Annotated in this window: 21 protein-coding genes; 15 read left to right on the plus strand and 6 right to left on the minus strand. The window is 67.1% G+C overall.

Annotated elements, in window-relative coordinates; translation table 11 throughout:
• The first annotated feature begins 18 nt into the window (after nt 1-18).
• Together WKR98_RS12465 and ugpQ are read left to right on the plus strand one after the other, a co-directional pair.
• The gene (locus WKR98_RS12465; protein WP_124688391.1) at nt 19-1,470 is read left to right on the plus strand and encodes an extracellular solute-binding protein; all 1,452 of its coding nucleotides are present in this window, start codon (nt 19-21) and stop codon (nt 1,468-1,470) included.
• Nucleotides 1,467-2,243, plus strand: coding sequence for a glycerophosphodiester phosphodiesterase (ugpQ, locus tag WKR98_RS12470; protein WP_341433357.1), 777 nt, complete (start codon nt 1,467-1,469; stop codon nt 2,241-2,243). Before WKR98_RS12465 ends, ugpQ begins: the two co-directional genes overlap by 4 nt.
• Before the next feature lie 5 nt (nt 2,244-2,248).
• Here ugpQ and WKR98_RS12475 read toward each other — a convergent pair whose 3' ends face one another.
• Nucleotides 2,249-2,992: a metallophosphoesterase gene (locus WKR98_RS12475; protein WP_124688393.1), complete on the minus strand. Its 744-nt coding sequence runs from the start codon at nt 2,990-2,992 to the stop codon at nt 2,249-2,251.
• A 113-nt stretch (nt 2,993-3,105) separates the two neighbouring features.
• On the opposite strand from WKR98_RS12475, the gene WKR98_RS12480 reads away from it, so the two are divergent.
• The 9 genes from WKR98_RS12480 (at nt 3,106) to WKR98_RS12520 (ending at nt 13,155) form a co-directional block, all read left to right on the plus strand.
• Nucleotides 3,106-3,900 carry a TcpQ domain-containing protein gene (locus WKR98_RS12480; RefSeq protein ID WP_341433359.1) on the plus strand — a complete coding sequence of 265 codons (795 nt, stop codon included), beginning with the start codon at nt 3,106-3,108 and terminating at the stop codon, nt 3,898-3,900.
• A 3-nt stretch (nt 3,901-3,903) separates the two neighbouring features.
• Entirely contained in the window at nt 3,904-5,499 is a 1,596-nt protein-coding gene (locus WKR98_RS12485; protein WP_341433361.1) for a hypothetical protein, read from the plus strand.
• Nucleotides 5,500-5,788: 289 nt separating this feature from the next.
• The gene (locus tag WKR98_RS12490; protein WP_341433362.1) at nt 5,789-6,820 is read left to right on the plus strand and encodes a hypothetical protein; all 1,032 of its coding nucleotides are present in this window, start codon (nt 5,789-5,791) and stop codon (nt 6,818-6,820) included.
• Entirely contained in the window at nt 6,807-7,319 is a 513-nt protein-coding gene (locus WKR98_RS12495) for a hypothetical protein (protein ID WP_341433364.1), read from the plus strand. Before WKR98_RS12490 ends, WKR98_RS12495 begins: the two co-directional genes overlap by 14 nt.
• The gene (locus WKR98_RS12500; protein ID WP_341433366.1) at nt 7,316-9,214 is read left to right on the plus strand and encodes a GspE/PulE family protein; all 1,899 of its coding nucleotides are present in this window, start codon (nt 7,316-7,318) and stop codon (nt 9,212-9,214) included. Before WKR98_RS12495 ends, WKR98_RS12500 begins: the two co-directional genes overlap by 4 nt.
• Nucleotides 9,211-10,314 carry a hypothetical protein gene (locus WKR98_RS12505; protein ID WP_341433368.1) on the plus strand — a complete coding sequence of 368 codons (1,104 nt, stop codon included), beginning with the start codon at nt 9,211-9,213 and terminating at the stop codon, nt 10,312-10,314. The genes WKR98_RS12500 and WKR98_RS12505 overlap by 4 nt, the downstream gene beginning before the upstream one ends.
• Nucleotides 10,315-10,324: 10 nt before the next feature.
• On the plus strand, nt 10,325-10,909 hold the full coding sequence (locus WKR98_RS12510; protein ID WP_341433369.1) for a prepilin-type N-terminal cleavage/methylation domain-containing protein: 585 nt from the start codon (nt 10,325-10,327) through the stop codon (nt 10,907-10,909).
• Nucleotides 10,910-10,917: 8 nt separating this feature from the next.
• Nucleotides 10,918-12,486: a type II secretion system protein gene (locus tag WKR98_RS12515; protein ID WP_341433371.1), complete on the plus strand. Its 1,569-nt coding sequence runs from the start codon at nt 10,918-10,920 to the stop codon at nt 12,484-12,486.
• 9 nt (nt 12,487-12,495) lie between these two features.
• On the plus strand, nt 12,496-13,155 hold the full coding sequence (locus WKR98_RS12520) for a hypothetical protein (RefSeq protein WP_341433373.1): 660 nt from the start codon (nt 12,496-12,498) through the stop codon (nt 13,153-13,155).
• Nucleotides 13,156-13,185: 30 nt separating this feature from the next.
• Here WKR98_RS12520 and WKR98_RS12525 read toward each other — a convergent pair whose 3' ends face one another.
• Complete coding sequence (locus WKR98_RS12525; RefSeq protein WP_341433375.1) at nt 13,186-14,046, minus strand: CAP domain-containing protein; 861 nt, start codon at nt 14,044-14,046, stop codon at nt 13,186-13,188.
• Nucleotides 14,047-14,387: 341 nt separating this feature from the next.
• On the opposite strand from WKR98_RS12525, the gene WKR98_RS12530 reads away from it, so the two are divergent.
• The 4 genes from WKR98_RS12530 (at nt 14,388) to WKR98_RS12545 (ending at nt 18,860) form a co-directional block, all read left to right on the plus strand.
• Nucleotides 14,388-14,579: a YqaE/Pmp3 family membrane protein gene (locus tag WKR98_RS12530; protein WP_124688403.1), complete on the plus strand. Its 192-nt coding sequence runs from the start codon at nt 14,388-14,390 to the stop codon at nt 14,577-14,579.
• A 165-nt stretch (nt 14,580-14,744) separates the two neighbouring features.
• Complete coding sequence (gene alaS, locus WKR98_RS12535) at nt 14,745-17,360, plus strand: alanine--tRNA ligase (protein WP_124688404.1); 2,616 nt, start codon at nt 14,745-14,747, stop codon at nt 17,358-17,360.
• A gap of 23 nt (nt 17,361-17,383) precedes the next feature.
• The gene (locus WKR98_RS12540; protein WP_370282847.1) at nt 17,384-17,626 is read left to right on the plus strand and encodes a sulfurtransferase TusA family protein; all 243 of its coding nucleotides are present in this window, start codon (nt 17,384-17,386) and stop codon (nt 17,624-17,626) included.
• A gap of 109 nt (nt 17,627-17,735) precedes the next feature.
• Nucleotides 17,736-18,860, plus strand: a complete 1,125-nt coding sequence (locus WKR98_RS12545) for an SGNH/GDSL hydrolase family protein (protein WP_124688405.1) — start codon at nt 17,736-17,738, stop codon at nt 18,858-18,860.
• Between the two features lie 49 nt (nt 18,861-18,909).
• Here the strand turns inward: WKR98_RS12545 and WKR98_RS12550 are convergent, their stop codons facing one another.
• The 4 genes from WKR98_RS12550 to WKR98_RS12565 all read right to left on the minus strand — a co-directional run bounded on the left by WKR98_RS12550 (nt 18,910) and on the right by WKR98_RS12565 (nt 22,953).
• The gene (locus WKR98_RS12550; protein ID WP_124688406.1) at nt 18,910-19,179 is read right to left on the minus strand and encodes a BrnA antitoxin family protein; all 270 of its coding nucleotides are present in this window, start codon (nt 19,177-19,179) and stop codon (nt 18,910-18,912) included.
• Entirely contained in the window at nt 19,130-19,411 is a 282-nt protein-coding gene (locus tag WKR98_RS12555; RefSeq protein ID WP_341433380.1) for a BrnT family toxin, read from the minus strand. The genes WKR98_RS12550 and WKR98_RS12555 overlap by 50 nt, the downstream gene beginning before the upstream one ends.
• A gap of 191 nt (nt 19,412-19,602) precedes the next feature.
• On the minus strand, nt 19,603-22,452 hold the full coding sequence (locus WKR98_RS12560) for a valine--tRNA ligase (RefSeq protein WP_341433381.1): 2,850 nt from the start codon (nt 22,450-22,452) through the stop codon (nt 19,603-19,605).
• 105 nt (nt 22,453-22,557) lie between these two features.
• Entirely contained in the window at nt 22,558-22,953 is a 396-nt protein-coding gene (locus tag WKR98_RS12565; protein WP_341433383.1) for a hypothetical protein, read from the minus strand.
• Nucleotides 22,954-22,958: the final 5 nt, after the last annotated feature.

The following is a 22,958-nucleotide window of genomic DNA, read 5'->3' on the forward strand; positions in this document are numbered from 1 at the left end:
TTTTCGGAGAACGGATCGATGCGGCCGACTAAGCGCTGGTTGAAATGGGGTGTATCGGTGCTCGCAGCCAGTTTCCTGGCCGTGGGCGGCCTGGGCACGGCGGCGGCGCAGGGCGCCAAGAAAGGCAACGCCAAGCCGGCCGCCAAGGCCGCGCCGGCCAAGAAACCCGCCGCGCGCGGCGCCAAGGCTGCGGGCGCGGCGGGCGCCGCCGGCGCTGCCGCCGCGATGGCTGCGCCTTCCGGTCCGATCGAATTGCAGGTATGGCATACCCTGAACCCGCAGCAGGCGGCGGAGTTCGATTCGCTGGTGCAGCGCTTCAACGAACAGCAGCACGGCTTCACGGTCAAGGTCACGGCCAAGCCCTCGGTCGAGGCGCTGATCGAGGACGGCACGGCCGCCGTGCGTGCGCGCCGCGCCCCGCACCTGGTCGAACTGCCCGATAACCGTTCGCCCGAGTTCATCGCGGGGCAGGGGGCCATCCTGCCCATGTATCAATTGCTGGCCAAGTATCCGATCAAGGACCTGCGCTGGTTCCTGCCGCAGACCACCGCCGGCATGAGCGACGCCAAGGGCCGCCTGCTGGCGCTGCCCTGGATGGCCGACATCCCCGTGTATCTCTACAACCGCGACCTGTATCGGCGCGCCGGCCTGGATCCCGATGCGCCGCCGCGCACCTGGCGCGACATGCAGGCGCACCTGATCGCGCTGCTGCAGAACGGCGTCAACTGTCCCTACGCCACCAGCTGGCAGACCTGGGTGCACGTGGAAAACCTCTCGGCCATGCACAACTCGGCCTACGCCACCCGCAACAACGGCCTGGACGGCCCCAATGGCGCCCAACTGCTGGCCAACGACCTGCTGCATGTCCGCCATCTGGCGCTGATGATGAGCTGGGTTCGCAGCCACCTGTTCCCGGTGCGTACCGACCAGGACCAGGGCGATGCCGCGTTCGCGTCCGGCGAATGCGCCGTGCTGACCAGCGGCAGCAGCGCGCTGGCCCAGATACAAAGCAAGGCGGCGTTCTCGTACGGCGTGGCGCCGCTGCCCTACTACGAGGAAGAAGCCGCGCGTCCCAGCACGCCGTTCGTGGGCGGTTCCGCGTTCTGGGCGCTGGGCGGCCATTCCACCGCCGAACAGAAGGCGCTGGCCACCTTCATCGCCTACCTGGCCACGCCGGTGGTGGCGGCCGAATGGCACCAGAAGACCGGTTTCCTGCCGCTGACCGAAGCGGCCTACCGCGCCTCCGAGGTGTCCTTCTACAAGAACATCCCGGGCGCCGAGAGCGTGGTGCGGGCGATGGCCAATCCGCCCGCCAAGTTCACGCGGGGTTTCCGCCTGAACAACTACGATCGCGTGACCGACATCATCAACAGCGAACTGAACGCCGTCTGGAATGGCGTCAAGCCGCCCAAGCAGGGGCTGGACGATGCCGTGGCGCGGTCGTCGGCGGTAATGAGCGCGAAGAAATGACGACCGGGGAGGGCGCCGCTTCCACCAGGACCTGGCCCTATCCCCGCGTGGTGGCCCATCGGGGAGGGGGCCGGCTGGCCCCCGAGAACACCCTGGCGGGCATGCAGGAAGCCCACGCCCGCCATATCGGCGGCGTCGAGTTCGACGTCATGCTCGCCGCCGACGGCATTCCCGTCCTGATGCACGACACCCAGTTGGGGCGCACCGTGCCTGGCGTGGGCGACGTGAGCGCATTCGCGTCCACCGACCTGGCGCGCATGGATGCCGGCGGCTGGTTCGATCCGCGTTTCCAGGGCGAGCCCGTGCCGAGCCTGGAAGACATCGTGCAATGGCTGCGCCGCCACGGCATGTGGATGAACATCGAGATCAAGCCCATGCCCGGCCACGACGTCGATACCGGACAGGTGGTGGGACAGATGATGCAGGACCTGTACGCCGGCGCCGCGGAACCGGCCGGGCTGCCCCTGTTCTCGTCGTTTTCCGCCAAGGCCCTGGGCGCCGCCCGCGAGGCCGCGCCCGATATTCCTCGCGGCCTGCTGGTGGAAGAAGTGCCGCCGGACTGGCAAGCACGCCTGGAAGCCCTGGATTGCGTCTCCCTGCATTGCCAGCACGACCTGCTCGACGCGCAACTGGCCCGCCGCATCAAGGCCGCCGGCTACGGCCTCATGTGCTACACGGTCAACGATCCCGAGCGGGCGCGCGAACTTTTCTCATGGGGCGTGGATGCCCTGTGCACCGATCGCTACGACCTGATCGGCGCCGACTTCCGCTGACGCGGTCAGATCTCCACCACCAGTTCCGGATCGAATTCCCCGTTCTCGCCCGGGTAGCCGCCCGGGTTCGCCACCACGCGCGCCTTGCCGATGCGATAGTCGAAACAGGTGTGGGTATGGCCGTGTATCCAGAGGTCGGCCTTGGCCGCCAGGTCGTCCAGGTTGGACGAGAAGGCCGGCGACAACTGGTTGCCCTTGTATTGCTGCGGCACCGAGCGTTCGCTGGGGGCATGGTGAGTGACCACCACCGTGCGGCCGGCGTAGGGCGTGTCCAGCTGCTGGTCCAGCCAGGCACGGGCGGTCCGGTGCAGGGCGATGCAGGCCGTTGGCGTGAACGTGCCCTGGTCGGTGTCGATGCAGCTGAAATCCGGCATCACGCGCACGGCCATGGCTTGCGCGAGTTCATCGCCGGGCGATCCATACAGCGCGAAATCGGCCCATAGCGTGGCGCCCAGGAAACGCACGCCGTCCAGCTCCACCGCCTCGTTCTGCAGCAGGTGCACGCCGTGCCGGCGCGCGGTCTCGCGCATCTTGCGATCCAGCCTGCCCATGTGGGCGGAATAGAACTCGTGGTTGCCCGGTACGTAGATGACCGGCGTCTTGCCGAAGGCCCGGCCGGCCCACGCGATGCCGAGGTCGTGCGTATGGATGTCGCCGGCCAGCACGACCAGGTCGGCGTCGACGTCGGGCAGCGGGCGGTTGCCGTTGAAGTGTTCGTGGTGGAGGTCGGAAAGGACTCTTAGGCGCATGGGACAAATACGACCTTACGTACGTGGTTCACACGCTACTCGCACCCTGGCACGTGCGGCACGATGCAGCCTTGGACGCGGCCTGGGCCGCGACGCTTTACCAAGGGTCCATTATGCATCCGTGCCGTATTGCCGTCTCCGTCGTTGCGTCGTTCGCCTGCGGAACCGCCGCCGCGCAAGCCCTGCCGGCACCTGCCGGCACGGATGGCGCTTTCGATTTCTCCTATCGCATCGCGGGTGACAAACGCGTCGCCCCCGTGCAGGTCTTCGACGACGGGCGGCAGACCTATCTGCAATTCCGGGTCGGGCAGGTGCTGCCCGCCGTCTTCAGCGTGGGGCCCCAGGGCGAAAGGCTGGCACCGGTGGCCTGGCAGGGCGGATACGCGGTGGTGGCCGGCACGGCTCGCGAGTACTTGCTGCGGATAGGCGAGGTCGTGGCGCGAGCGCAGTATCACGGACGCGCTGCCCGTTCCGGCGCCGATGCCCCCATCAATAGCGAAGGCTATCCCGCCGATCTGGACGAGCCGGCGGTCGCGCTGGCGTCCGCTCGATCGCCTACCGCCGCGGCCGGTGCGGGACGTGCCGCCGTGGATCCTGCTCCCGTCCGCCGCGCCGCGTACGATGCCACGCCGGCCGACCGGACCATGCGCCAGGCCCTGCGTCGTTGGGCCACGGCGGCCGGCTGGACGTTCGAGCCCGAACACTGGACGGTCGACGTCGATATCCCATTGGCCGGATCGGCCAGCCTGGGCAGCGATTTCAAGTCGGCCGTGCGCGAACTGCTGGCGTCCACCGAACTGTCCGCCCATCCCTTGCAGCCGTGCTTCTATTCCAATCGCGTGCTGCGCGTCGTTCCCCATGCCGAGTCGTGCGACCGTACCAGCGCGCCGGCCGGACGCCAGGGGTAGACCATGGCCAGGTTTCGCAACACTTGTCCGCTCTTGCTGATTGCTCTCCTCACGCCGGGCTGCGGACAGCTCGACGCCATGCGCCACATCGACGCCGATGCGGCGCGTGCCTCCGACAACATCGCTGCCGCCCGCATTCCGTTCCAGCAGGCCGTGGCGGGCGAGCGCGAGCGAATGCGGGCGCAGGAGGTCGGCCGTCCGTGGCTGGCGGGCCGGCCCCAGCCGCTGTCGCGCGAGGTTACGCTGCCCGAGGCGCTCCGGGCCTCGGTCGAGACCGCCTTGATGTTCCCAGGGGGCCGGGTCGATCTGTCCACGCTGGGCGAGCAGATCGCGCTCGCCACCGGCATACAGGTACGCGTCCGGCCGGAGGCCTTGCTGCCCCAGGACGCATTCCTCCCACGCCTGACCCTGGCTCAGGCGGCGGTAGCGGGGCCGCCGGCCGTCGCGCAGGTCAGCCTGCCCACTGGCCTGCATCCGTTGCCCCGCCTGCTGGATCTGGCAGCCAGCAGGTTGGGCGTCCATTGGAAGTACGAGGCCGGCGCCATCGTCTTCTTCCGCACGGATACCCGCGTCTTCAATGTCCGTGCGCTCACGCTGAAGGCCTCCGCGGCGGCCAGCCTGGGGCGCGCGGCGGGCGGCAGCGCCGGCGCTTTCGAAAGCACCTCGTCCACGCGCATCGAGTCCGGTGGCAGCGACGCATTGGGCGCGGTCAAGGCCAAGCTCGAGCCCTTTCTTACCCGCGCCGGCACCCTGGTGGCCAACGGGGATGCCTCCGGGCTCATCGTCGTCACCGACACGCCCGAGGCGCTGGACCGCGTCGCGGCATTCCTGGAGCGCGAGAACAAGGCCCTGACCCGGCGCGTGCGCCTGATGTTCGAGGAGATCGAACTGGTGGCCAGGAACCAGACCGAGCAGGGCATAGACTGGAACCTGATCTATCGCCGCACGCGGGATGCCGCGCAAGCGGGCTCGCCGGCATCGCTGGTGTCGGACGTAGCGGGGTCGGGCCTGGGCCTGTCCATCACCGGTGGCCGCTGGGACGGTTCGGCGGTGGTGCTGAAGGCCCTGAGCGAAATCGCCACCATCACCCGCCATACCACGGTGCCCTTGCAGACCCTGAACCGGCGGCCGGTCACGCATGCGGTGCGCACCACGTTCACCTACATCGACCAGGTGCAGGTCACCACCGTGGCGTCGTCGGCGGGAACATCCACCGCGCCGTCGGTCACGCAAAAGGAGGAAACCGTCGGGTCTTTCCTGACCGTGATCCCCGATGCGCAGGACGACGGCCAGATCCTGCTCACCATCGCCTACGACAACACGGTCGCCCAGCCGCTCAAAACCCTGACCTTCGGCGCCAGCGGCAACCAGGTGCAGTTGCAGCAGAAAACCGTGGATGGCATGGGCACCGTGCAACAGGTCGAGCTGCGGCCCGGGCAGCCCGTACTGGTATCGGGGTTCGAGCGGTCGCAGGACCAGTACGACAAGCGCCGGCTGGACGACGGGGCACCCATGCTGCTGGGCGGCTCGGGCAAAACCGCGCGCGAGCGCCGCAATACGGTCGTGCTGATCACGGCGCAGGTCGAGGAAGGCTTCTGACTCGCCATGAACGACTACGTCCTGCTTCGATTCGACGGCGACGAACGCGTGCTGGTCCTGGGCATGCGCTGGCACACCATCCTGGGCAGCAGGCTGGACCAGCGGGCGCGGCAAAAGGCCAGGGAGGTGAAAGCGTCGCACCATGCCCATGCGCCGGGTTCGGAGGCCGTTGGCGTGATCCGGCTGAACCGGGCTGACCGCGGCCTGGCGGAACTGCTTCATAGCGGGGCGCTGGCTTTCGCGTCGGACCACCGGCAGGGAGTCGTCGCCTTGCGGGCGGAACTGCCCGATGGGCGGTATCTGGGTGGTGGCCGCCCAGGGCGGCAAGGTTCTCACGCACTCCGACCGGGTCTACGACAGCGCCGCCGATGCCCAGGTCGCCCTGGACGGCCTGACGGCGCATCACGGCGACGAACTCGTCATCCTGGACGCCGCTGCCGGCCACTCTGGGGAGGCCGCCTTGCCGGCCTTGCTGGGCGACGTGGCGACCGCGTACCGGCTCCAACCCTGCGGCTGGAGCATGCCGACGATTCCCCGGCCGCTGGTCGTCGCGGCACTGGGATGCGCCGCGGCATTCCTGCTGCGCAGCGGCTGGGACTGGTATCGCCATCTGGATGGCGCCAGGGCGCCCGCGCCGGTCAGCATCGATCCCGAGGCGGCCTGGGCCCAGGTGTACGAAACCTTGCGCCAACGGATACGCCTGCATGCCGAGAACGACGGGCTGGCCGTGCTGGACGCGTTGGCCGAACTGCCCGCCGAGCTTGGCGGGTGGGGGCTGTCTTCCGCGCAGTGCACGCGCGGTACGGAGCCGGGGTGGGCCTGCCGGGCTCGATATGACCGGGTCCATCGGTTGGCTACCAATGCCAGCTTTCTCGCGGCGCGCCCTTCGGGCTGGAGCGAGACATGGCAGCCCTTGGATACCGTGGTGGCCCGGTTCGCCGTCGCCGGCGGCGGGCAAGCGCTGGAGCCATCGCGGCTCCGGAGCCGGTCCGAGCACGATGACAAGACCATCACCGCGCTGCAACAGGTCCTGCCGTTGATGTCGGGCGCGACGCTGGGGGAAACGGTGCCCGTGCGGCTGGAGCCTCCACGCGACGAGTACGGCGTCGCCCTGGCTGCGCCACCGTCGATGCCGGCCATCTCCGAGCGGCCGCTGGCCCTGGAAGGACCGCTGCGGTCGATGTTCCTGATACCGGGGCTGCTGGCGAACCAGATCGAATGGCGCGCGGTATCGCTCAACGTCGATGCCGCGGCCGAACTTTCCTTGAACCGGAGCCGGCTCATGGCCGGCATGTCTGGAGTCCTCTATGCGCGCGACTGAGCGAAACGGGCGGTTCGCCATGGCCATGGCGGCCGTCCTGTCCCTGTTCTGTGTCCCGGTGAACGCCGCAGAAGGCGAGCTGGACAAGGTGCGCGAGATGCTGCGCATCGATACGGCGCGCGCCCTGGCCGCGGAACGTGCCCGGCAGGCACCCGTTACCAAGGCCGCCCCCGCCCAGGCCCGCCGTGGCGACCGCGTGGTGCTGACGTCCCTGTACGGGCTGAAGGGCGCCTTGCACGCGATCGTGCAGGTCAATGGCGAACCCCGGCTCTATCGCCAGGGCGACGAGCTGCCTCGCGGTGCCACCGATGCGGCCCGGGAGTATCGGCTGCAGCGCATCGACGATGGCTGCGTCTACCTGCGCAAGGGGACCGCGGTACGGTCGGCCTGCATCCTGCCGTCCGCGCCGGGGAGCAGGATGGCGGCGGAGCCGCCCCGTGCCGCCCCCATGCCAGCGATGCCGCCGATGTTCGTGCCTCCCTTGGGAGGACGACCATGAGCCCGCTCATCTGGGGACGGTCGGTCGTGACGTCGCTGGCAGGCAACCGTCTGAGCGCGTCGGGCGCGGCCGCGGCGTCCCGCCAGGAAGCAGGGGACGAAGTGGATGGGGCGGAAGGCGAGGCGTTTGCTGCGTTGGTCGCGCGTATGGACGGCCGCGATCAGCTCGCCCGGATGACGCCCGCCTTCAAGCGTGTGCTTCGTTCCGGATTCGACGTCGGCAGCCTGCTGGACAAGCTCTGCCCCGTCGAGCTGGAGGATGGCCGGGTAGCCTTGTTCACCGTCGACGACTATGCGCGCAGCGAGCAGATCGAGGAGTTCGAGCGCATGGTCCGGGCGCGGGGCCGGACCCTGGCCAGACCCGCGCGCGTCGTGGTACCGGCGACGCTGCTGCTGTCCATCGTACGCGGACAGATCACGGGGGACACTTTACGTTCGCGTCGCCGGGTGCTGCTCGATCCGGTCAAGAGCGCCATGGCGTCGGCGTTCCATGACATCGTCGCCTGGGGCGCGCGCCATGGCGCCAGCGACATCCACGTCAACCTGCGGGCGGCCCACCCCGAATCCGAGATCCGCTACACCCTGGGCGGCCGCTACGTGATGCCGGAACGATTCCGAGGCATGCAGACCAGCACGCTGCGAGAGGTGCTGGCCGTCGCCTACATGGACATACAGGGCGGAAACGGCGCCGTCTTCGATCCCATGATCGAACAGCAGGGCAGCATCCTGCACGATGTCGAAGGCGTGTCCTTCATGCTGCGCTGGGCATCGCTGGCCACCGACGCGGGCGCCTCGGTCACCATGCGGCTGCTAAGGATGGACATGCGCCAGCAGCCGCCGGATTTCGCCCGGCTCGGGTATCTGCCTTCGCAGATCCGGGTCCTGGAGCGCGCGCTGGTCGCCGAGGGCGGGGCGATCGTGCTCGCGGGGGTAGTCGGGTCCGGCAAATCGACCACCATCGCTTCGATGATGTCCCGCATCCCGCCTACCCGCAAGGTCATCACGCTCGAAGACCCGGTCGAATATCTCATCCCCAACGCGCTTCAGAACAGCGTCAGCAGATCGCTCGACGGCATGGTGTCCAACGAATTCGACGCCAAGCTCAAGACCATCAAGCGGTCCGCCATGAACGACCTGCTCATCGGCGAGATACGCGACCGCTCCACGGGCAGGGCCTTCATGGACCTCGCCAGTTCAGGCAGCAACCTGTACACCACGACGCACGCGGGCGGCGCCGCGCTGATCCCGGACCGCCTGGCCTCGGATTTCATCGGCGTCTCCCGCAGGCTGCTGGCGACGCCCGGGATCCTGAAGCTTCTCGTCTACCAGACTCTGCTGCCGGTGCTGTGCCGGCACTGTGCCTTGCCGCTGACCGCGTTGTTCGAGCGCGATGGCGCGGCCGCGGGCTCCGACCCGGGAAACGCCCACTGGCGACGCTACGCCGATCGGCTGCATGCCCTGTATGCGCTGGACATCCCGGCGCTGAGGGTGCGCAACCCCGATGGTTGCCCCGCTTGCCGGCAGAGCAACCTGGTGGAACTGTACGGCTATGCAGGTCGCACCGTCGCCGCCGAGATGATCGACCCTTCCGTCGACGACGGCTTCCTGCGGCTGGTGCGCGATGCGGATACGCTGGCGCTGCGCGATTACTTCCGCTTTCAGCGCCGCAGTGCGTTCGACCATGCCGACATGACGGGCAAGACGGCCATGGAGTGCGCGGTCTACAAGTCATCGCAAGGCTTGGTCGATCCGCGCGACATCGAGCCCCGGTTCGTCAGTTTCGAGACGGTTGAACTGCGCAGCAGCCGGACCTCGCGGGTGGCGCCTGGACGCCGGCGGCCGCGCAGGCTGGCATCCGGCCGCGTCCCGGCGCCCATCGGACGCCGCTACGCATGACCACGCATCGCGAACGCGCGCGCGTCGCCTGGTGCGCGGCGCGGTTCAGGCCCGGGCGCGCCGACTACTACGACTATCTGGCCGATGTCATGGAGGCCAGCAGCGGCCGCAAGACGCTGCGCGACATCTTCCTGGACGATGCCCGGCGCTACGCGGGCCATGCGCGGGGCGTGCTGTCGGCCTATTGGGCAACGCGCTACCAGAACGTTGGCGGAGATCTGCACGAGACCCTGCGCTCGACGCTGCCGGACGACGACCTGGGCCTGCTCCGGATGGCCCAGCGGGGAGGGGCTGGCGCGCTCGAACAGACCTTGCGCGATGTGGCGGCGGTGACGCGGCTGGCGGATGAAGCCCGGCGCACGCTGTCCGCCACCCTGTCGGCAGCGCTTGCCGCCGTGCTCGTCTCGTTCGGGATGGTCGTCGCCGTGCCGCTGTTCACGGTGCCGCGCCTGAAGCGTGCGTTCGGCGCCGTTCCCGATGAATTCCTGGGCAGCCTGACCCGGCGGCTCTATGCCTTTGCCGAGTTCATCCACGGCAACCTGTTCGTATCGGCGTTGGCATTGGGCCTGGTCGTCTATTTCGTGGGCTGGTCCCTGCCCAATCTCACCGGCCGCGTTCGCCGGGTGCTGGACCGGCATTTCATCTGGCGCCTTTATCGGGACCTGCAGGGCATACGCTTCCTGGCGTCGCTGGCGACCATGGTCAAGCGCCGGGGCAACGTCAGCACGGCGCTACGCGAGGCGCTGGAGTTGCAGGTGGAGGGCGCCAATCCATGGCGGCGCTGGCACCTGGAAAAGATGATCGCCAACATCGACGATGGCCGCGTGGGCAGCGCCACGTTCGACACCGGCATCGTCGAGCCCGAAACCCTGTGGTTCCTGGCCGACCTGATCGCGGCGCGCGGCATGGACAGCGCCTTGCAGCAGACGCGCGTGCGCCTGGAAGAGCGCTCGCTGCGGCAGGTGGCCAGGAGGGCGATGGCGGCCCGCTGGGTGCTGCTGCTGGCTGCCGTCGGCGTCGCATTGTCGCTGGTCTTCTGGCATGTCGGCGTCGTCAACGAAATGCGTTCCGCTTTGACCAACTACTACTCCAGCCGATGAGGTATTACGCATGTCTCACTTTCTCCACGCTCGTCCCGCCCGCCAGCAGGGCTTCACCCTGGTCGAGGTCGCCATCGTCGCCGCCATCGTCCTGATCGCGGCCATCATCGGCATCCCTGCCATCAACGGCTACATCATCGAGAACAAGGTCCCGGCGGTGGGGCAGGAACTGCACCGCTTCATCGCGCGAGCCAAGGTCTCCAGCCAGGGGTTGGGCAATACGCCCTATACGGGCATGGGCATCGCCCAACTCGCCAATTCACTGCGCAGCAGCAGCGTCATCACCGTCGCGGGAACGGGCTCCACGGCCACGGTCCGCCACGGCCTGGGGGCGACGGACGGCCGGATCGTGCTCGCCGCCGATACCATCACCTCGTCCGGAGACGCCTTCGGGCTGACGCTGGACAAGGTCAACGAAGCGGCCTGCCCCGGGCTGGCGGCCGTCATGCAGCGGGTGTCCGAGCGCATCGTCATCAATAGCGTCACGGTCAAGCAGCCGGGCACGGGCGGTGCGGCGGGAACCTACAACGCCGTGGGCGCGGATGCCGCCTGCACCAGCGGCGACACGAACTCATTTTCCTTTACGGCCCGCTAGGACACGCCATGGCACATATGCCCGTCCGGGCCCACCCGCCGGCTGGCATCGCGGCACGCCAGCGTGGATGGACCCTGATCGAACTGGCCATCGTCGCCAGTATCGCGATGGTTCTCGTCGTCCTGGCGGGCGGCCGCCTGATCCGGGAGGTGGACGACGCGGCCGCACAGGCCACGGGCACGTATCTGCTAGCCATCAAGGGCGCCATGGACGGTTATCTGGTGCGGCACTACGACACGTTGGCCGAGGGTGGATCCGTCGCCGGCGTGGTGTCTGCGCTCGCGCCCACCCTGGATGAGCTGCGGAGTGCCGGCTTGCTTCAAGGCGGGTTTCCCGAGCGCACGCCGTTCAACCAGTCCGTCGCCATCCGCATCGAACGCAGCGCCGCCTGTCCGGGAAACGGGTGCAGGGTGGATGCCCTGATCCACACCTCCACGCCGCTGCGCCCGCCCGGAACGCCGGAGCCGGATCCCGGCGTCCTGGCCCAGGTCGTCATGGCCAGCGGCGGGTACGGCGCCGCGGCTTACCCGGACCAGCCTGCCGTGATGCGTGGCGCGACCTATGCCGTTCCCAATCCGCTGGGCGCGACGGCAGGCGTCGTGGGCGTCGTGGCCAGCCTGGACACCACCATGTTCCAGCAGTTCGTGCGCATGCGCGACAGCCGCAACCCCGACCTGCAAGGCGGGCTGGACGTGAAAGGCGTGGTACGGCTGCACGACTCCCTGGCGCTGCGCGGTCCGGCCGGCGATTGCCTGACGGCAACGAATACCGGCGTCTTGACAGTGCAGTGCGCCGGCGTGCTGCAGGCCAGGACAGGCCTGTTCCGGGCCGACAACGGCAGCGTCGTCCGCATCGACCCCGCCTCGGGCATCGTCGCCAGCCAGCGCATCCACGCCGCCGCCGGGCTGTCCACCGACCGGGGGTCGATCTTCGATGCCGCCGACGCGCAACCCACCTTGCGTGTGGCAGCGGGCCAGATGATCGTCGCAACGGGGGCCGGCCTCGCGCTTTCCGTGGTGGGCCGCGACCTGGTCGGACATGCGGGCGTCTCCGTCGACCGGCTGGGCGTCAGGGAAGTCGCCGCGGCCAACACCGCATGCACGGCCCGGATTTCCTCCCAGGCAGGGGCCAACGCGGAGTTCGCCCGCACGTCCGCGGGCGGGCTGCTGGTGTGCGCCGACGGGACCTGGCGCGAACTCGCGGCACTGGCCTCGACGGGCGGCGCCTGCAACCCCAACGGCGCCTTCGCCACCGACTCCGGCTCGGGCACCGGACTCGTCTGCCGCCTTGGCGTCTGGATGCGCGCCGACGATCTCCTGTCCAGCTACGTCATGACCGGCAGCCAGATCGTCGCGTCCGGCGACAGCGTCCTGAAACCCGCCTGCGGCCGGCTCGGCACCGCCGCCGGAACACCGCTTATCTACCTGCTGCCGCAGATCGAGTCCTCCAAGGCTTCGTCGTTCACTCGCAAGGCCGTGGATGCCGGGGCCGGGTGGCAGGTGCAGTTGCTGGACCACGACGGAACGATTCTTGGCGGCCCGGCCAGGGCCATCGCACAGGTTTATTGCAAATATTGAGGAGAGAGCATGAAGCGAGTCATGGTCTTGGGCGCGGGCTGCGTCCTGGTTGCACTGAACGCCGGCGCGCAACCCGCGGCGCCGCAGATGCGGACGCCGTGGGTGGATTCCACGCATATAACGGGACTGGCGAAGAGGGTGATGCCGGAGAGTGTGGTGCCGTCGCCCCCAAATGAGACGGATCCAGAACCAAGGGCCCCAGCAACCATTCAAGAGTTGCTTGACCGCATGGCTGGCGCAGAACTGTACTTCCGCGAGTTGTGGGATGGTCGAAGTGGTTGGAACGAGCTGCCCGCCGTCCTGCGTGTTGTGGTGAAGGGAAGCGGCGCGGAAGTCCAGTCGCATGGGCAGTGGACCAATCAGTGGTCTCGGGTGTGCGTTCTAACACCACTGGATACCAGGTGTACGGTCACTCCTGGCTCCATGGGCGTGAATCTCGTGATGGAGATCAGCAGTTCAGCCATCACCGTTGCCGGGGCATCGTGTCTTCCCTGGTACATGGGCGGCGCCAGTGCTTGGGCCACATACACGTGGGACCATTACAGCAGCGGATATGGCAAGTTTTCTAACCAGAACCGCCATCAGCAGCCTGCTGGCAACGGCTACTCCGGATATTTTCTCCAGAATGGGAGCTTTCACTCCTCTTGCTACTACGAGATGCCAGGTTAGAGCTTGGAAGAGGGAGCCCCCTCTTCCAAGTTAGTGGACATTCCTCGTTGTGAATGTCCAGGTTTTTCCAGTGCTGTTTCCCGCCTGGGTTGCTTCGATTTCCACCCTGTAGGGTTTGCCTGGTTCGAGTTCGGCGATGGGCAGAAGAAATATGCAACTGCGATGTGTAGCTGTCAAATTGTCGTCGTTGACAATCTGGGCATCGACGGCTTTGTCGACGCTTACGGAAGGGTGCCGAAGGAGTCGGATCTTGATTGGAGTTGCGCTCTTCTCTTCTTTCACTGCGGCTCGCAAGACTTCGAGAGGGGCGTAGTTGCCTTCCGATGAGCAGAACATGATCGGTGTGCCGCTAACGGGTAGATCAGGGGCAGGGTTCGGCAATTCGCTCGAAGGAAGGAAGCGAGGGTTGACGCCCATTTGCAGGTCAGTCGGCCAGTGCCAAATTGATCGAGCGGGAAGGAGGTTTGCGGTCGTTGTACCTAACGTGATGCTGGTGCTGTTAAGAAGCGCAGGTGTTGTCGTCGAGTCCACTCCCAAACCCACTTGATTGGCGCGTGGTTCCAGCAATCCGTGCAGGTGGTAAACCGAATGCAAGAGAGATTCAATCGCTTCGATTCCTGGAGTGGCATAAGTGATGACCTCTGCGAGCGTCCTTCCCGAGTATCCCTGAGCGGTAGCTCTTGCTGCATGGTTCGTCCCCGTGAACCACGGTTTATTCGGATCCTCTCCATGCCCCACCACATAATTCCTGACCTGATACGTCGCATGCGCCTGCGCGGCCGCATCCAACTGAGCATTCTGTTTCACGGCGCTGACCCCCGCCGCCAGGCGGGCTTCGTTCAGTCGCGTGAACGCGGCCAGCTTGTCGCCCGTATGGCTGGACGTGGGCATGTCGGTGATCGGCCTGCTGGTTTCCTGGCCGGGAGGCGGTGCAGGCGGGGCAGGGGGGGAGGATCCTCCGCCGTCGCCTCCGCCGCCGCAGGCGGCCAGCATGACAGTCAGGGGAAGCGCGCAAATGAGGCCGGGGAGGGCCCCTGGCCCGATGGGTCGTGCGGGATGTTTCATGGCAAGCCTTGATGCGATGCCGCCTGGAATTCCCGAGGCGGCGGATGAACCCCTAGCCGGGGGATATCCGGTCTAACGGGTCCCTGGCCCGGCGCAAGATGCGGGGCTCCACGTACGTGCTTGCCGTAGCGATAGAATGTCCGCGTTACTGTTTCCTGTCTGTCACCATGCGTCTGCTTCTCGCGCTTCTCCTGCCCTGGCTCCAGTTCTTCACCATCGGCCGCCCCTTCGCCGGCATCTTCTGCCTGATCCTGCAATTGACGCTGATCGGCTGGATCCCGGCCGCGATCTGGTCGGTCTACGCGCTCAGCCAGTACAAGACCGACCAAAAGATCAAGAAGGCCATGGTCGGCCGGTAGCCGTCCCCCCGGTGTCCGCCGGTTCCGCGGTCCGCCCCCGTTTTCCTGGCTCCTGCCCGGAGGCGCACCCTCGCGCCGCCGTCCCTCTATAATTGACGATTCGATAGTTATCCGGGGATGCAAACGGGTGCAGTTGGCGATTCATCCCCCTACCTGCGTGCAGCGATGAAATCCGCCGAGATCCGTCAGAAATTCCTTCAGTTCTTCGAGTCCAAGGGCCACACCGTGGTGCCGTCCTCGTCGTTGGTGCCGGCCAATGACCCGACCCTGCTCTTCACCAATTCGGGCATGGTCCAGTTCAAGGACGTGTTCCTGGGCAACGAAGTGCGCCCCTACAAGCGCGCGACCTCGTCGCAGCGCAGCGTGCGCGCCGGCGGCAAGCACAATGATCTGGAAAACGTGGGCTACACGGCCCGGCACCATACGTTTTTCGAGATGCTGGGCAATTTCAGCTTCGGCGACTATTTCAAGCGCGACGCCATCCACTACGCCTGGGAGCTGCTGACCACGGTCTACAAGCTGCCCAAGGAAAAGCTGTGGGTCACGGTCTACCAGGAAGACGACGAGGCCTACGGCATCTGGCAGAACGAGATCGGCGTGCCGGTCGAGCGCATCGTCCGCATCGGCGACAACAAGGGTGCGCGCTACGCCTCCGATAATTTCTGGCAGATGGCGGACACGGGCCCCTGCGGTCCGTGCTCGGAAATCTTCTACGACCACGGCCCCGGGATCTGGGGCGGCCCCCCGGGATCGCCCGAGGAAGACGGCGACCGCTACATCGAGATCTGGAACCTGGTGTTCATGCAGTTCGACCGCGACGCGTCGGGCACCATGAACCCGCTGCCCAAGCCCTGCGTGGACACGGGCATGGGCCTGGAGCGGATCGCCGCGGTGCTGCAGCACGTGCATTCGAACTATGAAATCGACCTGTTCCAGAACCTGATCAAGGCCGCGGCGCGCGAAACCGGCTGTGCCGACCTGGCGAACAATTCGCTGAAGGTGATCGCCGACCATATCCGCGCCTGCTCGTTCCTGATCGTGGACGGCGTGATCCCGGGCAACGAAGGCCGCGGCTACGTGCTGCGCCGTATCATCCGCCGCGCGCTGCGCCATGGCTACAAGCTGGGCCAGACCAAGCCGTTCTTCCACCGCATCGTCAAGGATCTGGTGGCCGAGATGGGCGAGGCTTATCCCGAGCTGGCCAAGGCCGAGGCACGGGTGGAGCAGGTGCTGCGCCAGGAGGAAGAGCGTTTCGGGGAAACGCTGGAACACGGCATGAAGATCCTGGACGGCGCGCTGGCCGCGCTGAAGCCGGGCGCCGCGCTGGACGGCGAGACGCTGTTCAACCTGTACGACACCTACGGCTTCCCCGTGGACCTGACGGCCGATATCTGCCGCGAGCGCAACGTGGACGTGGACATGGCCGGTTTCGAGGCCGCGATGACCCGCCAGCGCGAGCAGGCCCGCGCCGCCGGCAAGTTCAAGATGGCCGCCGGCCTGTCGTACGACGGCGCCAAGACGGTGTTCGAGGGCTACACGCACCTGGCCGCGCAAGGCAAGGTCACGGCCCTGTATGTGGATGGCGCCTCGGTGCCGCGCATCGAGGCCGGCCAGGCCGCGGTGGTGGTGCTGGACCGCACGCCGTTCTACGCCGAGTCGGGCGGGCAGGTGGGCGATGCCGGCGTGCTGGTGCAGGGCGCGGTGCGTTTCGACGTGGAAGACACCCAGAAGATCCAGTCCGACGTGTTCGGCCATCATGGCAAGCTGGTGTCGGGTTCGCTGGCGGTGGGTGACACGGTCGATGCCCAGGTGGATGAAGTCCGCCGCGCGCGCACGATGCGCAACCACTCGGCCACCCATCTGATGCACAAGGCGCTGCGCCAGGTGCTGGGCGAGCACGTGCAGCAGAAGGGCTCGCTGGTCGATCCGGACAAGACCCGCTTCGATTTCGCGCACGACGCGCCCATGAACGCGGACCAGATCGCTCAGGTGGAAGCCATCGTCAACCGCGAGGTGCTGGGCAATACGCCGGTGCAGGCGCAGTTGATGGCCTACGACGATGCCGTCAAGGGCGGTGCGATGGCGCTGTTCGGCGAAAAATACGGCGACGAAGTGCGCGTGCTGGACATCGGCTTCTCGCGCGAACTGTGCGGCGGCACGCACGTGGGCCGCACGGGCGACATCGGCCTGTTCAAGATCGTGAGCGAAGGCGGCGTGGCCGCCGGCGTGCGCCGGGTCGAGGCCATTACCGGCGACAACAGCCTGTCCTATCTGCAGAACCTGAACGCCACGCTGGCCTCGGCCGCGGGCGCCCTGAAGGTGCAGCCGGGCGACCTGCCGGCGCGCATCGGCCAGGTGCAGGACCAGTTGAAGAGCCTGGAAAAGGAAATCGCCCAGCTCAAGAGCAAGCTGGCCAGCAGCGCCGGCAATGACCTGGCGGCCTCGGCGGTCGAGGTCAAGGGCGTGAAGGTGCTGGCCGCCAAGCTGGACGGTGTCGATCCCAAGTCGCTGCGCGAGACCGTGGACCAGCTCAAGAACAAGCTGAAGTCCGCCGCCATCGTGCTTGCCGCCGTCGACGGCGGCAAGGTCAGCCTGGTGGCCGGTGCCACGGCCGACGTGTCGGGCAAGGTCAAGGCGGGCGATCTGGTCAATTTCGTGGCCCAGCAGGTGGGCGGAAAGGGCGGCGGCCGGCCGGACATGGCGATGGCCGGCGGCACGGATCCCTCGGGTCTGCCGCAGGCGCTCGCCAGCGTGCAGGGCTGGGTCGAGGGCCGCCTGTGAGCGGCGTGGCGGGAGAAGGCGTGATGAATACCGAACCGGTGGCGTTCGACCTCGAGGTGGATGCCAAGGGACTCAAATGTCCCTTGCCCATCCTGCGCGCCAAGAAGGCGCTGGCGACGCTCGAGAGCGGTCAGGTGCTGAAGGTCGTGGCCACCGACAAGGGGTCGGTGCGCGATTTCCAGGCCTTTTCCAAACAGACCGGCAACGAGCTGCTGGCGCAGGAAGACGACGGCGAAGTATTCGTCCACTACATGAAACGTCGCTGACAGATCGCGCGAGGTTTTGCCCGCCGGGCGGCACTGAACCTGCCGCCCGGCGGCGAGTCATACCGCAGCCGGCGTCCGCTGGCGCAACCGTTCCCCCAAGGTGATCCCCATGCGGCTACCGTCCTTGCGTTGGCTTCTGGTCCTGGCGCTGCTCGTCGTGGGCGGCTTGGCGGCGCTGGCCGTACGCGACCGCGCCGCGCGTCCGGTCGTGACCGGGCCGATCAGCGCCATCGTGTCCTTCGGCGACAGCCTGAGCGATGTCGGCACCTACAATCCCGGAGCGGCTTATCCCGACCCGGCCACGCGCAGCGCGACGGGACAGCGTTTCACGACCAAGCCCGGGGAGGTCTGGGTGGAGGTGGTGGCCGACGCGCTGGGCCTGCCGGTCAAGCCCAATCAGCAGGTCGATTTCGGCCCGCTCGGGCAGGGCGGCCGCATCGTGGACCTGGGCGGCAACGGCTATGCGCAGGGCGGCGCCCATATCGAGACCGACGCCGAGACGGCGCCGGCCCCGGACGGCATCCCGGCCGATGGCGGGCTCCAGGGCGAGACCGCCATTTCCATCAAGACCCAGATCGACCGCTACCTGGCCGAGCACAAAGGTTTCGACGGGACGGAACTGGTGCTGGTGCAGGGCGGGGGCAACGATTTCCTCGATGCCTTCCAGGCTCTGGGGGAAACCGAGCCCGAACCCGCTTCCGATGCCGACGACCAACTGGAGGCACTGGTACGGGCCAAGGCGGCCGCCATGGTGACTCAGCTCAAGCGGCTGGCCGCGGCCGGCGCCAAGCGGATCGTATACGTCAACCTTCCCGACCTGGGCATGCTGCCTTTTATCCGCAATACCGAGTTGGAGGACATGGCTACCGACGTGTCCGAAGGCTACAACGAACTCGTGGCCGGGGAGCTGTCGGGAACGGGCGTGCAGGTGTTCGACCTGGCCGGCCTGATCGACGCTGCCGTCGACGATCCCGCCGCGGTGGGCCTGACCGTGACCGACAAGCCCGCCTGCACCAACTACGATGCGTCGCAGGGTGAGGTGGACGCGTTGCTGTGTACCCCCGCCACGCTGGTGGAGCCGGATGCCGACCAGCATTATCTGTTCGCGGACTCCATGCATCCGACCACGGCCGGGCACCGGCTATGGGGCGAGAAAGTGGCGGCGTTCATCCATGATCGCTTTGGCGCGGTGGTCAAGCCGATACGCGTGGCCAGGGAGACGACGGCTCGCTGAGCCTGCCTGGGACCCCTGGCGGCAGAGGAGGGCGCAGGGGCCAAGGACATCATATTCTCTGGGCTTTCGGCGCATGCTGGCGCAGCGACGCCACCATGCGAGTCTGCCACCCTGGACCCGTGCGTTTCCATTGATCCAGCACGTCAGGGGGAAGCCTCAGGCTGATGGCCACTGTGGCAGCGGCCGATTTCGGGCGCCCCCGCCTGAGCACCTTGTTGCCATCGCGCAGTTCCGCCCGTTCGAACCATTCGTCCGGAAGTTCAGGGGCATCATCGGGGTCGACCCACTTGCTCCCAGTATCTTTTCTGTTCCCGTTCATTGGCTTTCCTGAAACTGATGATGCGTCGGCTGTTGCCGCGCAGTGTCCAGACGGCGACTACGAGGCGTTCGTCCAGGAGGCCGAGCGTGATGTACCGGCATTCGCGATAGTCGCGGCGCTTGTCGGGTAGAGTGAGATGGAACCCGATGAAGATTTTTCCCGCATGCCGCATGTCCAGTCCACGTTCGATCAAGGTCGTGGTACGTTTCGCTGCATCGTAGGTGATCCGCATTTATTGTATATACGTTAATTCGAAAAAAGCAAGAGGCTGCTCCAGTATCTACAGGGCGATGCGGGAAGATAATTTGAGGAAATGCGGACGGACAGATTGGTCCGCCGCTGAACCCAGAGCTTTTTGTTTCGAGCGCAATGAAAAAAACGACCCAGTGGGTCGCTTTTTTCATGCTCGGCGCTGAGACCGGTCTACCCCAGTTTCACCCGCTGCTCCCGCACCTTGTCCAGCGTGTCGCTGAATTGGGCCAGCCGGGCGCGTTCCTGCTCCACCACCGCGGGCGGAGCGCGATCGACGAAGCTGGCATTGCCGAGCTTGCCGTTGGCCTTGGCGATCTCGCCTTCCAGGCGGGCGATTTCCTTGTCCAGCCGGACCTTCTCGGCGGCCACGTCGACCTCGATGTGCAGCATCAGGTGGGCGTCGCCCACTACCTGCACGGGGGCGCCGACGACGTCGGGCAGTTGGTCGACCACCTTGACCTCGGTCAGCCGGGCCAGGGCGGCCAGGTAGGGCGCATTGCGTTCCAGTGCGGCGCGGTTGCCGGTGGCGTTCAGCGGCGCCTTCTGCGAGGGCGGCACGTTCATTTCGCCGCGCAGCGCGCGCACGGCGTCGACCTGGGCCTTGAGCTCGGCCATCGCGGCTTCGGCGGCCTCGTCGATTTTCCCGGCCTGCGCGGCGGGATAGGGTTGCACGCCCACGCTGGTGGATTCGTCGGCACGGCGCTTGCCGGCCGCCACAGAGACCTTCTGCCAGAGTTCTTCCGTGATGAACGGGATGACGGGGTGGGCCAGCCGAAGCACGGTTTCCAGCACGCGGATCAGGGTCTGGCGGGTGCCGCGCTGTTCGGCCTCGTTGCCGTTCTGCAGCTGGACCTTGGCCAGTTCCAGGTACCAGTCGCAGTATTCGTCCCAGACGAAGCGATACAGCGCGGTGGAGATGTTGTCGAAGCGGTAGTCGTCGAAGCCCTTGGCGACCTCGGCTTCGGTGCGCTGCAGCTGGCTGATGATCCACTTGTCGAATACCGACAGTTCCACCGTGGCGCCGGCCTGCACGCCGCAGTCCTTGCCTTCGACGTTCATCAGCACGAAGCGGGTGGCGTTCCACAGCTTGTTGCAGAAGTTGCGGTAGCCTTCGCAGCGCTTCAGGTCGAAGTTGATGTTGCGGCCCAGCGTGGCGTAGGCGGCCATGGTGAAGCGCAGTGCGTCGGCGCCGAAGGCCGGAATCCCCTCGGGAAATTCCTTGCGGGTCTTCTTGGCGATGCTTTCGGCCTGTTTGGGGTTCATCAGGCCGGTGGTGCGCTTGGCCAGGAGGCCGTCCAGGCCGATGCCGTCGATCAGGTCGACCGGATCCAGGGTATTGCCCTTGGATTTGCTCATCTTCTGGCCTTCGGCGTCGCGGATCAGGCCATGCATGTAGACGTGCCTGAACGGGACCTGGCCGGTGAAATGGGTGGTCATCATGACCATCCGGGCGACCCAGAAGAAGATGATGTCGAAGCCGGTGACCAGCACGGACGAGGGCAGGTAGCGCGCCAGGTCGGGCGTCTGTTCGGGCCAGCCCAGCGTGGTGAACGGCACCAGCGCCGACGAGAACCAGGTGTCCAGCACGTCCGGATCGCGGGTAAGCGCGCCGGTGTAGCCGGCGGCCGCGGCCTTGTCGCGCGCTTCCTGTTCGCTCCTGGCCACGAAGATGCGGCCGTCGTCGGCGTACCAGGCGGGAATCTGGTGGCCCCACCAGAGTTGGCGCGAGATGCACCAGTCCTGGATGTTGTTGAGCCACTGGTTGTAGGTGGTGGTCCAGTTCTCGGGGTAGAACTTGACGCGGCCGTCGGCCACCACGTCCAGCGCCACCTGGGTGATCGACTTGCCGGGATGGTGGGTGCCCTCGGGCGCCGGCTTGCTCATGGCGACGAACCACTGGTCGGTCAGCATGGGTTCGATGATGGCGTTGGTGCGGTCGCCGCGCGGCACCATCAGCTTGTGCTTCTTGACCTCGGCCAGCAGGCCCTGGGCGTCGAGGTCGGCGACGATGCGGGTGCGGGCCTCGAAACGGTCCAGCCCGCGGTAGGTCTCGGGCGCCTCGTCGTTGATGCGGCCATCCAGCGTCAGGACGGAAATCATGGGCAGGCCGTGGCGCTGGCCCACCGCATAGTCATTGAAATCGTGCGCGGGTGTGACCTTGACCGCGCCGGTGCCGAATTCGCGGTCGACGTAGTCGTCGGCGATGACGGGAATCAGGCGGCCGGTCAGCGGCAGGCGGACCTGCTTGCCGATCAGGGCCTGGTAGCGTTCATCGTCCGGATGCACCATGACGGCGACGTCGCCCAGCATGGTTTCGGGACGGGTCGTGGCCACGACGATGGCGGCATCGCTGCCGTCCACCGGGTAGCGGATGTGCCACAGGTGGCCGTCTTCTTCCTCGCTGACCACTTCCAGGTCGCTGACGGCGGTCAGCAGCTTGGGGTCCCAGTTGACCAGCCGCTTGCCCCGATAGATCAGGCCCTGCTCGTACAGCCGCGTGAACACCTCGGCCACGCCGCGCGACATGTCCTCGTTCATGGTGAAGTATTCGCGCGTCCAGTCGGGCGAGGTGCCCAGCCGGCGCATCTGGCCGGTGATGGTGCCGCCGGAGTGCTGCTTCCACTCCCAGACCTTCTCGACGAACTTGTCGCGGCCCAGGTCGTGGCGGCTGATCTTCTGCGCGTCGAGCTGGCGCTCGACCACGATCTGCGTGGCGATGCCGGCGTGGTCGGTGCCCGGCACCCACAGCGTGTCGAACCCGCGCATGCGGTGGTAGCGCGTCAGGCCATCCATGATGGTCTGGTTGAAGGCGTGGCCCATGTGCAGCGTGCCCGTCACGTTGGGCGGCGGCAGTTGGACGGTGAAGGCCTGGCCGTTGTCGGGGCCCTGGACGTGTACCCCGGCCTTGAAGTCCCCCCGTTGTTCCCACAGCGGATACCAGCGCGCCTCGATGGCGGCCGGCTCGAAGCTCTTGGGCAGTTCGTCGGTCTCGGTCTGAGATTGGGGAGAGGCTGAGGTCATCGGTGTTCCGGAAATACGTCGGTCGGGCGCGCGGCGGTGCGCCGCAGGCGCCAAACCCATGATTTTAGTGGATTCTGCGGCGGCTGGCGGCTGCCCGCCGGGGCGTCAGCGCGGGGGAAGGGGCTTGCTCTGGACGGCCGCGCGCCGGATCAGTTCTTTCTGGACGGCCTCGTCCACCAGCCGGCCGAGTTCCTCGCGCAGGTTGTAGGCGATGTCTTCCAGGGCGCGGGCGGCCGCCACTTCCAGCGAGGCCCGCATGCGCGTCTTCAGCAAGGGCTCCACCCGGTCGAGCAGGTCCTGCAGGATGGCGGCGCGCAGCGTCTCGATGCCGTCCTCGTCATGCGGCCTTGGCGCGGGGGTGGCCGGCGCCGCCGGGGCGGGCCAGGAGGGGGAAGGCTGCGGGGGCGCCGCTTCGGCCTTCCGGACCGGCTGCGGCAGGTCCAGGACTTCGGTCAGGAGCGGGATGCCCGCATCGTCGCGCGGAGGGAAAGGGGCTTGCATATCGG

The organism is Pigmentiphaga sp. YJ18 (genome assembly GCF_038066655.1).
Classification (GTDB): domain Bacteria; phylum Pseudomonadota; class Gammaproteobacteria; order Burkholderiales; family Burkholderiaceae_B; genus Pigmentiphaga.

Bases quoted from the DNA above. Each gene is read 5' to 3' on its own strand.
- WKR98_RS12465 (WP_124688391.1), top strand. From the start codon at position 19: ATGCGGCCGACTAAGCGCTGGTTGAAATGGGGTGTATCGGTGCTCGCA.
- ugpQ (WP_341433357.1), top strand. From the start codon at position 1,467: ATGACGACCGGGGAGGGCGCCGCTTCCACCAGGACCTGGCCCTATCCC.
- WKR98_RS12475 (WP_124688393.1), bottom strand. From the start codon at position 2,992: ATGCGCCTAAGAGTCCTTTCCGACCTCCACCACGAACACTTCAACGGC.
- WKR98_RS12480 (WP_341433359.1), top strand. From the start codon at position 3,106: ATGCATCCGTGCCGTATTGCCGTCTCCGTCGTTGCGTCGTTCGCCTGC.
- WKR98_RS12485 (WP_341433361.1), top strand. From the start codon at position 3,904: ATGGCCAGGTTTCGCAACACTTGTCCGCTCTTGCTGATTGCTCTCCTC.
- WKR98_RS12490 (WP_341433362.1), top strand. From the start codon at position 5,789: ATGGGCGGTATCTGGGTGGTGGCCGCCCAGGGCGGCAAGGTTCTCACG.
- WKR98_RS12495 (WP_341433364.1), top strand. From the start codon at position 6,807: ATGCGCGCGACTGAGCGAAACGGGCGGTTCGCCATGGCCATGGCGGCC.
- WKR98_RS12500 (WP_341433366.1), top strand. From the start codon at position 7,316: ATGAGCCCGCTCATCTGGGGACGGTCGGTCGTGACGTCGCTGGCAGGC.
- WKR98_RS12505 (WP_341433368.1), top strand. From the start codon at position 9,211: ATGACCACGCATCGCGAACGCGCGCGCGTCGCCTGGTGCGCGGCGCGG.
- WKR98_RS12510 (WP_341433369.1), top strand. From the start codon at position 10,325: ATGTCTCACTTTCTCCACGCTCGTCCCGCCCGCCAGCAGGGCTTCACC.
- WKR98_RS12515 (WP_341433371.1), top strand. From the start codon at position 10,918: ATGGCACATATGCCCGTCCGGGCCCACCCGCCGGCTGGCATCGCGGCA.
- WKR98_RS12520 (WP_341433373.1), top strand. From the start codon at position 12,496: ATGAAGCGAGTCATGGTCTTGGGCGCGGGCTGCGTCCTGGTTGCACTG.
- WKR98_RS12525 (WP_341433375.1), bottom strand. From the start codon at position 14,046: ATGCCCACGTCCAGCCATACGGGCGACAAGCTGGCCGCGTTCACGCGA.
- WKR98_RS12530 (WP_124688403.1), top strand. From the start codon at position 14,388: ATGCGTCTGCTTCTCGCGCTTCTCCTGCCCTGGCTCCAGTTCTTCACC.
- alaS (WP_124688404.1), top strand. From the start codon at position 14,745: ATGAAATCCGCCGAGATCCGTCAGAAATTCCTTCAGTTCTTCGAGTCC.
- WKR98_RS12540 (WP_370282847.1), top strand. From the start codon at position 17,384: ATGAATACCGAACCGGTGGCGTTCGACCTCGAGGTGGATGCCAAGGGA.
- WKR98_RS12545 (WP_124688405.1), top strand. From the start codon at position 17,736: ATGCGGCTACCGTCCTTGCGTTGGCTTCTGGTCCTGGCGCTGCTCGTC.
- WKR98_RS12550 (WP_124688406.1), bottom strand. From the start codon at position 19,179: ATGAACGGGAACAGAAAAGATACTGGGAGCAAGTGGGTCGACCCCGAT.
- WKR98_RS12555 (WP_341433380.1), bottom strand. From the start codon at position 19,411: ATGCGGATCACCTACGATGCAGCGAAACGTACCACGACCTTGATCGAA.
- WKR98_RS12560 (WP_341433381.1), bottom strand. From the start codon at position 22,452: ATGACCTCAGCCTCTCCCCAATCTCAGACCGAGACCGACGAACTGCCC.
- WKR98_RS12565 (WP_341433383.1), bottom strand. From the start codon at position 22,953: ATGCAAGCCCCTTTCCCTCCGCGCGACGATGCGGGCATCCCGCTCCTG.